The sequence below is a fragment of the Saccharopolyspora soli genome (assembly GCF_022678645.1).
Lineage (GTDB): Bacteria > Actinomycetota > Actinomycetes > Mycobacteriales > Pseudonocardiaceae > Saccharopolyspora > Saccharopolyspora soli.
In genome coordinates, this window is record NZ_JALBWV010000014.1 from 20,328 (window position 1) to 32,180 (window position 11,853).

9 protein-coding genes are annotated in these 11,853 nt (G+C 68.9%); 7 read left to right on the plus strand and 2 right to left on the minus strand.

All coding sequences use genetic code 11. The features are described 5' to 3' along the window. The first annotated feature begins 70 nt into the window (after window positions 1-70). The 5 genes from MOQ72_RS12850 to MOQ72_RS12870 all read left to right on the plus strand — a co-directional run bounded on the left by MOQ72_RS12850 (window position 71) and on the right by MOQ72_RS12870 (window position 5,644). Window positions 71-1,345: an MFS transporter gene (locus MOQ72_RS12850; protein ID WP_242183467.1), complete on the plus strand. Its 1,275-nt coding sequence runs from the start codon at window positions 71-73 to the stop codon at window positions 1,343-1,345. Between the two features lie 6 nt (window positions 1,346-1,351). After that, window positions 1,352-2,074 (plus strand): SDR family NAD(P)-dependent oxidoreductase, encoded by a 723-nt coding sequence (locus tag MOQ72_RS12855; RefSeq protein WP_242183469.1) that lies wholly within the window; start codon window positions 1,352-1,354, stop codon window positions 2,072-2,074. Between the two features lie 271 nt (window positions 2,075-2,345). Beyond that, window positions 2,346-2,849: a 2,4'-dihydroxyacetophenone dioxygenase family protein gene (locus MOQ72_RS12860; RefSeq protein WP_242183471.1), complete on the plus strand. Its 504-nt coding sequence runs from the start codon at window positions 2,346-2,348 to the stop codon at window positions 2,847-2,849. 96 nt (window positions 2,850-2,945) lie between these two features. Continuing rightward, a complete protein-coding gene (locus MOQ72_RS12865) occupies window positions 2,946-4,379 on the plus strand; it encodes an Nramp family divalent metal transporter (RefSeq protein WP_242183473.1) in 1,434 nt (477 codons plus the stop codon). A 326-nt stretch (window positions 4,380-4,705) separates the two neighbouring features. Continuing rightward, entirely contained in the window at window positions 4,706-5,644 is a 939-nt protein-coding gene (locus MOQ72_RS12870; protein WP_242183476.1) for a LysR family transcriptional regulator, read from the plus strand. A 155-nt stretch (window positions 5,645-5,799) separates the two neighbouring features. On the opposite strand, the gene MOQ72_RS12875 is transcribed toward MOQ72_RS12870, so the two are convergent. After that, entirely contained in the window at window positions 5,800-7,359 is a 1,560-nt protein-coding gene (locus tag MOQ72_RS12875; protein WP_242183478.1) for a hydantoinase B/oxoprolinase family protein, read from the minus strand. Continuing rightward, entirely contained in the window at window positions 7,356-9,308 is a 1,953-nt protein-coding gene (locus MOQ72_RS12880; protein ID WP_242183480.1) for a hydantoinase/oxoprolinase family protein, read from the minus strand. Before MOQ72_RS12880 ends, MOQ72_RS12875 begins: the two co-directional genes overlap by 4 nt. A 217-nt stretch (window positions 9,309-9,525) precedes the next feature. On the opposite strand from MOQ72_RS12880, the gene MOQ72_RS45165 reads away from it, so the two are divergent. Together MOQ72_RS45165 and MOQ72_RS12890 are read left to right on the plus strand one after the other, a co-directional pair. Beyond that, on the plus strand, window positions 9,526-11,070 hold the full coding sequence (locus MOQ72_RS45165; RefSeq protein ID WP_242183482.1) for a PD-(D/E)XK nuclease family protein: 1,545 nt from the start codon (window positions 9,526-9,528) through the stop codon (window positions 11,068-11,070). An 18-nt stretch (window positions 11,071-11,088) separates the two neighbouring features. Beyond that, complete coding sequence (locus MOQ72_RS12890; protein ID WP_242183484.1) at window positions 11,089-11,850, plus strand: hypothetical protein; 762 nt, start codon at window positions 11,089-11,091, stop codon at window positions 11,848-11,850. Window positions 11,851-11,853: the final 3 nt, after the last annotated feature.

The window sequence follows — 11,853 nt, forward strand, 5'->3', positions numbered from 1 at the left end:
CGGTTCCGGTCGTCCGCACCCTTGGCTTGTGGACAACGTCGTCAACGCGCGAGCCCACTGAGGAACCGATATGAGTCCACCACGCAGCATCCGCACGATGCGGATCGTGCTGCTCGTTCTGCTGCTGCTCATCGGCATCGTCAACTACATCGACCGCAGCACGCTCGCCATCGCCAACCACAGCGTCCAGGACGAGTTCGGCATCGGGCCCACCGAGATGGGTTTGCTGCTGTCGGTTTTCTCCTGGGCGTACGCCTTCGCCCAGCTGCCCGCCGGTGGCCTGCTCGACCGCTTCGGGCCGCGCAAGGTGCTCGGCGGCGGCCTGCTGCTCTGGTCCATCGCGCAGGCGTTCTGCGGGATCGTCGCGAATTTCAAGCAGATGCTCTTCGGCCGGTTGTTCCTCGGCTTGGGTGAGGCACCCGCTTTCCCCGGCGGCGCCAAGGTGGTGTCCAACTGGTTCCCGCGCGAATCACGGGGCGCGCCGGTCGGACTGTTCAACGCCGCCTCCACGCTCGCCCCGGCCATCGCTCCACCGCTGTTGACCTGGCTGATGCTCAGCTACGGCTGGCGCGCGATGTTCATCGTCGCCGGGGTCGCCGGGATCGTGCTCGCGCTGGTCTGGTTCGTCGTCTACCGCGACCGGCAGCAGGTTTCCGACGAGCCCGCACCCACCGCGCAGCCGGTGTCGTTGCGGGAGTGGCTCGGCCTGCTGCGGCACGGCACCACCTGGGGCATGATCCTCGGCTTCTCCGGGGTCATCTACTCGATCTACCTCTACCTGACCTGGCTGCCCGCCTACCTGGAGAGCGAACGCGGGCTGAGCGTGGCCGACACCGGGATCGCGTTGATCGTGCCCTACCTCGCTGGCACTCTCGGCATGCTGGCCGGTGGCGCGGTCGGCGACGTCTTGGTGCGCCGCGGTGTTCCCACCATGCTCGCGCGGAAGGTGCCGATCTGCGCCGGACTGCTGGTCGGCGGGCTGTGCACCATCCCGGTGGCGCTCACCCCGAGCACCACGTTGGCGCTGGTGTCCATCTCCGCGTCGCAGTTCTTCATGAACTCGGCGAGTTCCGGTGCCTGGTCGTTGGCGACCACGGTGGGCAGCGAGCGCATCACCGCATCGTTGGGCAGCCTGCAGAACTTCGGCGGCTACTTCGGTGGCGCGTTCGCGCCGCTGATCACCGGGATCATCGTGGACGAGACGGGATCCTTCGTGATCGCCCTGCTCGCCGCCAGCGGGATCGCCATCGTCGCCGCGCTCTGCTACGCGTTCCTGGTTCGCAAGCCGGTCGGATTTTCCGAATCCACAGCGGAAATCGCCGTCGCGCACTCCGGAAAGGACTGATCGCAGTTGTCCAGCCTGCGCGCTGACGTCTTCGTCGGCAAGTCGGTGCTCGTCGTCGGCGGCACCAGCGGAATCGGTGCCGCGGTCGCCAACGCCTTCACCCAGCACGGCGGCGAAGTCCGCGTCACCGGAGTGGGCGCGGTGGCGGCGGAGCTCGACGAAGCGATCGAGGTGTTCGAGTCCGACGTGACCCGCCCCGGCAGCCTGAAGTCCATTGTGGATGAAATGGATCGACTGGATGTGCTGGTGAACTGCGCGGGCATCATCCGCCGGGGCGAGGAATTGGAGCCGGAGGCGTTCGCGCGGGTCGTGGACGTCAACCTCACCGGCACCATGCGGGCCTGCGCGGCGGCCCGCGAACTGCTCGCCCGATCCGGTGGCTGCATCGTCAACACTGCCTCGATGCTCAGCTACTTCGGCGGCGCGCTGGTGCCCGGCTACTCCGCCAGCAAGGGTGGGGTCGTGCAGTTGACCAAGTCGCTCGCGGCGGGTTACGCGGCCGACCGCATCCGGGTCAACGCGGTCGCGCCGGGCTGGATCCGCACCCCGCTGACGGAGGAACTGCAGTCCGATCCGGAGGTCACCGCGCGCATCCTCGGCCGCACCCCGCTGGGCCGGTGGGGAACGCCGCGGGACGTGGCGCGCGCAGTGCTGTTCCTGGCCTCCGAGGAGGCGGAATTCATCACCGGGACGGTCCTCCCGGTAGACGGCGGCTACCTCGCCGTCTGAAAGCGTGTTGTCGAACTCGTTTTGCGTGGCGGTGCGGGTGGCGGAACCTCAGAAGCCTTCTCGACTCCGGGATCCCCGACATCATGTATGTCCAACGCCACGTCGGGGCTGTCCTCCCGAGATAGCTCGGGGTGCGGGGTGTCCCCGCATGGCACCGCTGAGAACCCGCGGCGGTGCAAGTGGCGTACGTGGGCCAAGCGGCTTCGCCGCTTCAAAAACAAGATCAAAGACAGTTTTGACCAACACCGAACGCAGTTAGGGGAGTGAGCGCATGTCGTCCGACAACCAGGTGCGGGTGCTGCCGTCGGCATCGATCCCGCCGGAGATGGCCGTCGCGGCGGTGCCCGAGGACGACCGGGTGTGGGTGCCGCAGGCGCCGGACGTGTGGTTCCGGCCGCTGATGTTCAACACCGTGGTCGGCCAGTGGTGCAACCTGCTGTGGGTGACCAAGTCCGGCATCGTGTCGCGGCACCGCCATCCGGGCGCGGTGCACGGCTACGTGATCAAGGGCAAGTGGCACTACTACGAACACCCGTGGGTCGCCGAGACCGGGCACTACGTCTACGAGCCGCCGGGGGAGATCCACACCCTCGCGGTTCCCGACGATTGCGACGAAATGATCACGTTCTTCAACATCTCCGGTGCGATGATCTACCTTGACGAGGCCGGTCACCAGGTGGGCTACGAAGACGTGTTCACCAAGATCGATATGTGCCGCGCGCACTACGAGAAGGTCGGACTCGGCGGCGATTTCGTCGACCAGTTCGTGCGTTGAGCCGCCGCCGGGCCACCTGGCGGCGGGCGGCCCGGCACCTCGGTGATCGGCTAGCCGTCCTGAACGGGCTGGTGAGCCACGAACGAAGGTGTCCTGATGGCTGAGCGCGATGAAGCGATCCCGACCGATCCGGCGAGGGCTTTTCCGGACAAGAACATTCCGCAGCCGCAGGTGCGCGACCTGCCGGAGCCGCCGGGGAACCAGTGGCGCCTGATCGGTCCGGGTGTGGTCGCCGCCGGGGTCGGCCTGGCCAGCGGCGAGTTCATCCTGTTCCCGTACATCACCTCGCAGGTCGGCCTGACGTTCGTTTGGGCGGCGCTGCTCGGCTTGTTCACGCAGTACTTCCTGAACATGGAGATCGAGCGGTACACGCTGGCCACCGGGGAAACCGCGGTCACCGGCTTCAGCAGGCTGTGGAAGCACTGGGGCCTGGTGTTCGCGATCATGGCGTACTTCGCGAACCTCTGGCCCGCTTGGGCGACCAGCTCGGCGACCTTGGTGACCTACGTCGTCGGCGGCAACGTCGCGGTGATCTCCGTGGTGATCCTGGTGATCGTGGCGCTGATCCTGACCCTGGCACCGGCCGTCTACACGGCGCTGGAACGCGCGCAGATGGTCAAGGTCGCGGCGATCCTGCTGCTCATCGTGATCGGCTCGCTGTTCGTCCTCGGCGCCAACACCTGGGCTGCGCTGCCCACCATCGTCACCCAGCCGCGGTTCCCCGCCGCCGAACTCGGCTTCGCGGTGCTGATGGGCGCGCTGGCCTTCGCCGGGGCCGGTGGTGGGCAGAACCTGGTGCAGAGCAACTGGATCCGGGACAAGGGATTCGGCATGGGCCGTTATGTCCCGAAGATCGTTTCACCGCTGACCGGTGAAGTGGAGGCGCGTGGCCAGGCCGGGTTCATCTTCCCGGCGACCGAGGAGAACCTGACCCGCTGGCGGGCGTGGTGGCGGTTCGCCAACAAGGAGCAGGCGCTCACCTTCGTCGCCATCACCTTCCTGTCCATCATGTTCATGTCCCTGCTGGCCTACGCCACGGTCTTCGGCGGGAACGTGTCCAACGACGTGTCGTTCCTGCAGGTCGAGGGCGAGCGGATGATGGACCTGGCCGGGGGTTGGTTCGGCTACTTCTTCTGGGTCGTCGGCGCGTTCTCGTTGTTCGCGGCGGCCCTGGGCATCGTCGACTACACCAGCCGGTTGGCCGCCGACGTCTTGAAGACGACGTACTTCCCGAACGTCTCCGAGAGCAAGATCTACGCCGCGCTGGTGTGGGGCCTGGTGCTGATCGGTGCCGTGGTCGTCGCCGCTGGCCTGGGTCAGCCGCTGCTGCTCGCCACCATCGCGGCCTGCGTCGGCGGGGTGATGATGTTCATCTACTCCGGCCTGCTGATCGCCATCAACCGCAAGATGCTGCCCAGCGCGATCCGGGTGCGCGGCTACCGGTTGGCCGCGCTGGTCTGGTCGATCCTGCTGTTCGGGGTGCTCGCGGTGTTGACCGTCCAGCAGCAGTTGGACAAGTTGTTCGGCTGAGAGCCTGTCTTCCAAACTCGTTTTGCATTGCGGTGCGGGTGGCGGAACCTCAGAGGCTTTCTCGGCTCCGGGATCCCCGACATCATGTATGTGACCACGTCGGGGCTGTCTTCGCGAGAAAGCCTCTTCTGAGAACCCACGGCGGTGCCAGCTGCGGGAGTGGGAGGAAGCGGCTCACGCCGCTTGCCTGACGACCGCCTGCGGTCACGCCCATTCCGCGCGAGTTCTGACCCGCAGCTGGTGCCATCATCTATCCGGCGAGCGACGATCGGACGGATGGCGGACATGGGAGCACCGAACGGGCGGATGGTCACGAGGTGGTGGCGGTGAAGGCCAACGAGGTCTACCGCTACCGCCTCGACTGGTTCGTCAGCTTCGTCTCCGTGGTGGAGCACGGCGGCTTCTCGGCTGCGGCGCACGCCTTGTACCGGTCGCAGTCGCGGATCAGCACCCATGTCGCGGAGTTGGAGAAAGCGCTGGGTGTGCGGCTGTTCGACCGCTCGCAGCACCCGGTGGCGCTGACCGCCGACGGCCGCGCGTTGCTGTCGCACGCACGCGGCATCCTGCGGCACCTGCAGGCTGCCACCGAGGAGGCCGGGCGCGCCGCGCAGCGGGTGCGCGGCCGGGTGCGGCTGGGTGCCTACCCGAGCGCGGCGGCGCACCTGTTCCCGTTCCTGTTCGAAAGCGGCGCGCAACGGTTTCCGGGCATCGAGCTGGCGCCGTGGGAGGGCGCGACGCTTGAGCTGGAGGCGGCGCTGATCTCCGGCGACGTCGACCTCGCGATCCGCCCGGTGCTGCCGGTGACGGCCAGCGAAACGCTCACCTTCCAACCGCTGTGGCGGGAGCCGTTGGTGGCGGTGGTACCGGCCGACGACCGGCCGGTGAGCGCGCTGCGGCTGGCGGAGCTGGCGGCGAAGCCGCTGATCACGATCGGGGAGAACACCGAACGCGCGAACGACCACTTCGAGGCGAACCTGGTGTTCGAGCAAGCGGGCCTGGTGCCCAACGTCATCTTCCGCAGCAACCAACCGCAAACCCTGGTGGCCTTGGTGCGCAAGGGGATCGCGGTGGGCGTGACCAACGCCCTGGCGATGATCATGGCGAACACCGCGGGAGTCCGCCTGGTCCCGATCAGCGACGTGACCCACGGCCGCGAGGTGGCCCTGTGGTGGCGAAAGGACCGAACCCCGACGAAAGCCCAAGAAGCGATCCAAGCCCTGGTAACAGAAGCCCCACCCCCAGACTTCACCCACCTCAACCCCTGAGTCGTGAGTGCGAAAGTGGGCTCCAGCCCGATTTGGCACTCACGACCGGTATGGGGAAGCCTCCGGCCGCTGGGGTCGGAGGCTCCGCCTGGCCGGGGGTTCGGAGGCTCCACGTGCCAGCGCGGAGCGCCCGGTCGGCACCTCCAGGTTAACGCTCAGCGCCGGTTGTCGGGACCTCCCCAGCCGCCGCCACCTGGAGTTTCGATGCGGACTCGGTCTCCTCGGCGCAGCGGCCAGGTGCCCTTGGCGGGGAGCCCCTGCTCCGTGCCGTCCGCCCGGATCAGGGTGTTGCGGCCCACCGCGCCCGGTTGGCCGCCGCTGGCGCCCCACGGCGGGTGGTCGCGGCGTTCGGACTGGATGGTGAGCGTGCAGTCCGCCAGCGCCTCGATTTCCCGCACCAGGCCGTCGCCGCCGGGGTGGCGGCCGTCGCCGCCGGAGGACGGGCGGAGTTCGTAGCGCCACACCCGCAGCGGGTAGTCGAGTTCCACCGCTTCCGCCGGGGTGTTCTGGGTGTTGGTCATGCCGGTGTGCACGCCGGACATGCCGCGGCGGGTGGGGGTGCCGCCTTCGCCGCCGCCGAGCGTCTCGTAGTAGCTGAAGGCCGGGTCGCTGTCGCCGATGAGCAGGTTGTTCATCGTGCCCTGGCTGGCCGCCGGAACGCGGTCCGGGATCGCCTGGGCGAACGCGCCGAGCAGCACGTCCACGATGCGCTGGCTGGTCTCGACGTTGCCCGCCGCGGTCGGGGCCGGGAACGTCGGGTTCACCACCGTGCCCTCCGGCGCTTCGACGCGCAGCGACCGGTAGCACCCGGCGTTGGGCGGGGCGTCCGGATCGGTGAGCATCCGGAAGACGAACATCGACGCCGAAAGGGTCACCGCGAACACCGCGTTGCAGTTCACCGGGATCTGCCGGGCGCTGCCGTCGAAGTCCACCAGCACCTCGTCGCCGGACACCGTCACCGCCGCCCGGATCGGCACCCCGTCACCGATCTCCAGCACGTCCTCGTTGCGGTAGCAGCCGTCCGGGATCTCGCGGATCGCCGCGCGCACCCGGCGGTCGGAGTAGTCGCACACCGCGGCCATCGCCGCACGCAGCCGCTGCGAGCCCATCCGACCGGCCAGCTCGCGCATCCGCACCGCCCCGACGTGGTTCGCGGCGAACTGGGCCCGCAGGTCGCCGCGGCGTTCCGCGGGGGTCCGCGAGTTGGCTGCGATCAGCCGGACCACGTCTTCGCGCTCGCCGCTGGCATCGGCGATTCGGATCGGCGGGATCCGGACGCCCTCCATCGCGATCTCGGTGGCGGACGCGGGCATCGAGCCGGGTGCCGCACCAGCGACGTCGGCGTGGTGGGCGCGGTTGGCGACGTAGCCGAGCAGTCGGTCGCCGTAGCCGACAGCGGCGACGATCGTCAGGTCCGGCAGATGGGTGCCGCCCAGGTACGGGTCGTTGACGCAGACCTGGTCGCCCGGTTCGAGCTGCCCGCAGGTGTCCAGCACCGCGCGGACGCTGGCTGGCATCGCGCCGAGGTGCACCGGGATGTGCTCGGCCTGCGCGACCATCTCTCCGTCGGCGTCGAACACCGCGGCCGAGCAGTCGGCGCGTTCCTTGATGTTGGGGGAGTAGGCGGCGCGGCGCAGAGCCACGCCCATCTCGTCGGCGACCCCGGCCAGCGCGTGCCGGAAGACTTCGAGTTCGACGGCGGAAAGCTCGGTCATGTCAATCGCACCACCAGGTTCCCGACATCGTCCACTGCGGCCACTTCGTCGTCGGCGAGCAGAGTTGTGGTGTCGGGTTGTTCGATCAGCGCCGGACCGCTGACCTCGTCGCCCGGCCGCAGCGCCGCTCGCGAGATGATCTGCGCCCGCACCATCCGGTCGCCGATGCCGATCTCGCGGTCCGGCTTGCGTTCCGGCCGACCCTGGTCCCAGTCCTGCGGCGGTTCGGCGAGGATTGGTTCTCCTTGGGCGATGACCCGCAGCGTGACCACCTCGACCTTCTCGTCCCGCATGGCATATCCGTACGACTCGCGGTGCGCGGTGTGCAGCAACTCGGCGATGTCGTCCTGTTCCACGACGTTGATCCGCAGTTCGTGGGACTGGCCCGCGTAGCGCATGTCGGCCACTTTGGACAGTGATATATCCGTTGTCACACCTTGTTTTTCCAACTCGCGATGAGCCTCGGTGGCCAGTTCGGCCCAGGCTGGCGACAGATCTTGGTCGGCATCCACCAGCACCGTTCGGGATGCCTCGAAGCGCGGCGGCGCCAGCAGCAGGCCGAGCGCGCTGAGCACGCCTGGTGCGGGCGGCACCACCACCGCCGGGCAGCCGAGCTCGCGCGCCAGCGCGGTCGCGTGCAGCGGACCCGCGCCGCCGTAGGCGACCAGGGCCAGCCCAGCGGGGTCGACACCGCGTTCGGTGCTCACCCGGCGCAACGCCCGAGCCATCGTCGCCCGGACCACGGAGAGCACCCCGGCGGCGGATTCCGGCAACGCGGCCAGCGCGCGCCGCGCGGCGTCGGCGTCCAGCCGCAGGCCGCCACCGAGCTCGCGGGCCGGGTCCAGATGTCCCAGCGCGCAGTGCGCGTCGGTCACCGTGGGCTGCTCGCCGCCGAGGCTGTAGCAGGCGGGGCCGGGATCGGCACCGGCCGAATGCGGTCCGACGCGCAGGGCGCCGCCGGTGTCCACCCACGCGATCGACCCGCCACCAGCGCCCACCGTGTGGATCCCGACGGCCGGGGTGCGAAACGGCAGTCCGGCGATCTCTGACGACGTCGACACCTCGGGGCGGCCCTCGCGGACCAGGCACACATCGGTGGACGTGCCGCCCATGTCGAAGGCGATCGCGTCGTCGAAACCGGCCGAACGCGCGACCACCCCGGCCGCCACCACCCCGGCGGCCGGACCGGAGAGCAGCGTGTGCACCGGTGCCGTGGCGGCGAAGTCCACGCCCGCGGTCCCGCCGCTGGAGGTCATCACGGTGATCGTCGGTTCGGGCAGCCGGGCGGTCAGGTTGGACAGGTAGCGGCGCATCACCGGCTCGATCGCCGCGTTGAGCACGCAGGTCGACGCGCGCTCGAACTCGCGGAACTCCGGCAGCAGCGCGCTGGACCGGGTGATCGGCACGCCGAGGTCGGCCAGGGCGGCGCACAGCCGACGTTCGTGGTCGTCGCAGACGTACGAGAACAGCAGGCTCACCGCGATCGACTCGGGCTCCAGACGTCGGACCTCGGTCACCACCCGTTCGACCTCGGCGTCGGTGAGCGCGATGATCGCCTCGCCCTGCGGGCTCATCCGTTCCGCGACGGTGACCACCTGCTCGTGCGGCACCAGCGGATCCGGCTTGGTCGCGGTCAGGTCGTACAGCGCGGGCCGGTTCTGCCGGGCGATCTGCAAGACGTCGGTGAACCCGTCGGTGGTGACGAACGCGGTGCGGGCGATCTTGCGCTCCAGCACGGCATTGGTGGCAGTGGTGCTGCCGTGCGGCAGCAGGCGGAGGGTGCCGCCGGGCAAGCTCTCGACGACCCCGCGCTGCACGCCTTCGGCCTGGTTCGCCGGGGTGGTCGGCACCTTCACGGCCTTCGGCCGGTGCCCGGGAGCGTGCACGACTACGTCGGTGAACGTGCCTCCGACGTCCACCCCGGCACACGCTTCGGCCTGCCCCGACATCACAGTCACCCCGCACCCATCATCGCGCAGCCCCGCAACCTCGGCAGCGGCTCGACCGAGCCGATTGCCGCTCGTGACGCCTCCGTTCCGGGTCTACTGCATTCGGCTGATCTGGACCGATCGCCTTCCCGCGGCAGTGCTGATGCTCTAGTTTGCAGATGTTGATCTTTGGCGAGGGGGAAGATTGGCCTGGCAGCCCCGCGTTGCGGTGCGAATCGTGTCGTCCCAGGTGCGGGTTACCGCATCCGACGCCGATGACGACGGATGCGACCTCCGCAGGGCGTTGAAGTCCCGTCTCGGTGCACGGGTGGAAGCGCGGAACTGGCGGCTGCGGAAGGGGCCGTTCGGACTCGATCCCTTCGTGCGCGCACTTGAGTTCGTGCACAAGGAGCTCCGCCGCGGTCTCCAGCTGGAGGCGGCCTTGGCGGCCGCGACCGGGGCTCTGGGGGACGTGCACGGCGGCCTGCGCCGTTTCGTCGAGTGCGCCTTGGCGCAGTACTTCGACTACCACGAGTCGCGTGAACAGGAATTGGGACCGCTGAACTTCCTCGGCGTGTGGACGGTCGTCCCGCTCAAGCAGAACGCGCGCCTCGGCGCGTGGGGCCCGCTGTACGAGTCGGCCGCCGGTGATCGCGAGATTCGGCGGCTGCGAATGGGGAAAGCCCGCGACGAGCTGACGCCGTGGGCGAGCATCGCCGCCAAGGTCGCCGGGCAGGCGGTCGGTGCGGTCGAACCGCGCCGGATCCACGTCGTCGAGCTGGGACTCGCCGACGGGATCGAGGAACCACTGCTGACCGGGCTGACCCCGGAACAGGTCGAGACCCGGTACGACGACACCGGTCGCGACGCCGCCAATGACGTGGTGCTCGGATCGCAGGCCACCCCCGGAGTCGGTTGCGGGGATTGCCAAGCCGCTGCGGTCTGCCCGGAACTCGTTCCGGTTCCCGAAGTCCTCCAGCAGGACCACGCGGGTCGGTGGACCCGTTCGATCGCCATGCACGAGCTGCTCAGCTACGAGCAGTGCCCTGCCCAGTGGTACCTGCGGTCGGTCGCGAAACTGCCCGGTGTCGACGACGGCACCCCGGCGATTCATCGCGGAAATGTCGTGCACGAGTGGCTGAAGCTCGCCCATCAGCGCGAAACGCCCTGCACCGCGGCAGATCTACCCGAGCCCGACACCGGACACCTCGGCTTGGCCGAGGGAGTGCTGAGCCAGGACGACTGCGCCATCGCGCTGCCGTTCCTCAAGGCGCACATACCGGTTTGCCCGCTGGCAGATGCGGGCACGACGGTCGTCGAGATCGAACGGAACGTGCACGGATTCGACGCGATCAGCGACGTCGTCGCGGTGGCGAAGCCCGACATGGTGCTGCGCCGCGGCGACGCGCTGGTCTTCCACGAGGTCAAGACGACCGAAGCGCGGCTGCCTGAATCCGACGACGACGCACGCGAAAAATACCCGGTGGTGGCGATGAATCTGCTGATGCTCGAACACGGCGTGACGCAGTGGTTCGGTGCGGCGCACGGCGAGGTGCAGCTGGAGGTCGTGACCCCGCGAGGTGCGCGGGTCTTCCGGTACGGCACGGACGACGAACTGGTCATGACGCTGTCCCGCTCGCGAATCCGGAACCTGACCGGGGAGTGGTTGGACGACCGGGAATGGGAGACGCGCCCTGGAGCGCATTGCAGGCGCTGCTCCGTGCGCCGCTGGTGTCCGGACAGCGTCGCCGCGGACGCGCCGGTCGACGGCGATTCCTGCTGATCGGCATCGGGACTGACCATGGCAGCGCAAGGTGAACCCGTTGCACCGTCCAGGCCGCGCCAGCGGAAAGTGCCGCCAGCGCGACCTCGACGTCGGCGGGATCCTCGGTTCAGCACGGAAGTTCCGCGACGTGGTTGGGAAGACGCCGTCTACCACCTGGACACCGGTGTGCTGTTCGCCGCCTCGGTGGACGCGGTGTGCGGCAGTCGCATGGTTCGGCATTACCGAGGTCGGCTGCACACCACCGACGTGATCGTCGCCGAGGTGCGGCACCGGGCGACGAATCCCACGAACAAGCCGGGGGTGCAGGAGGCCGCCGAGGAAGCCGTCCGGATGTTCATCGACGGCGCAGCGGTGGCGATCGACGAACTGGGACCAGGGGATGTCTGGATGTTCGAGTCGGTCTTGCAACAACTGCGCCAGCTGGAAGCCGCTCAGGCCGACGGGCCCGCGTCACCGCAGGTGCGGGCGAAGCACGGCGGCGAAGCCTCGGCCATCGTGTGCTGCCTGCGGGAAATGGACAGCGGCGCTCGCGTGGTCTTCGCCACCAACGACGGCGGCGCGAGTCGCGTCGCGCACAGCCGTCAGGTCCACACCAGACATTTCGGCCATCTGCTGAACGAACTCGTGTGCGCCGCGACGTATCGCAACGAGGAAGCGTTCGCGCTGTTCGAGCGGGCGAATCGAATCACCGGCGTACCGGCTGTCGCTCGTCCGCAGGGGGAACAAGACCTCTCCTGCCAGGCAGCGGCCGATGGTTGCACGGCCTGCGTCGGCTGAACC

Excerpts from the sequence above, each read along its gene's own strand:
- MOQ72_RS12860 (WP_242183471.1), top strand. The coding sequence starts at position 2,346 with ATGTCGTCCGACAACCAGGTGCGGGTGCTGCCGTCGGCATCGATCCCG.
- MOQ72_RS12875 (WP_242183478.1), bottom strand. The coding sequence starts at position 7,359 with ATGACCGAGCTTTCCGCCGTCGAACTCGAAGTCTTCCGGCACGCGCTG.
- MOQ72_RS12865 (WP_242183473.1), top strand. The coding sequence starts at position 2,946 with ATGGCTGAGCGCGATGAAGCGATCCCGACCGATCCGGCGAGGGCTTTT.
- MOQ72_RS12850 (WP_242183467.1), top strand. The coding sequence starts at position 71 with ATGAGTCCACCACGCAGCATCCGCACGATGCGGATCGTGCTGCTCGTT.
- MOQ72_RS12880 (WP_242183480.1), bottom strand. The coding sequence starts at position 9,308 with ATGTCGGGGCAGGCCGAAGCGTGTGCCGGGGTGGACGTCGGAGGCACG.
- MOQ72_RS12890 (WP_242183484.1), top strand. The coding sequence starts at position 11,089 with ATGGCAGCGCAAGGTGAACCCGTTGCACCGTCCAGGCCGCGCCAGCGG.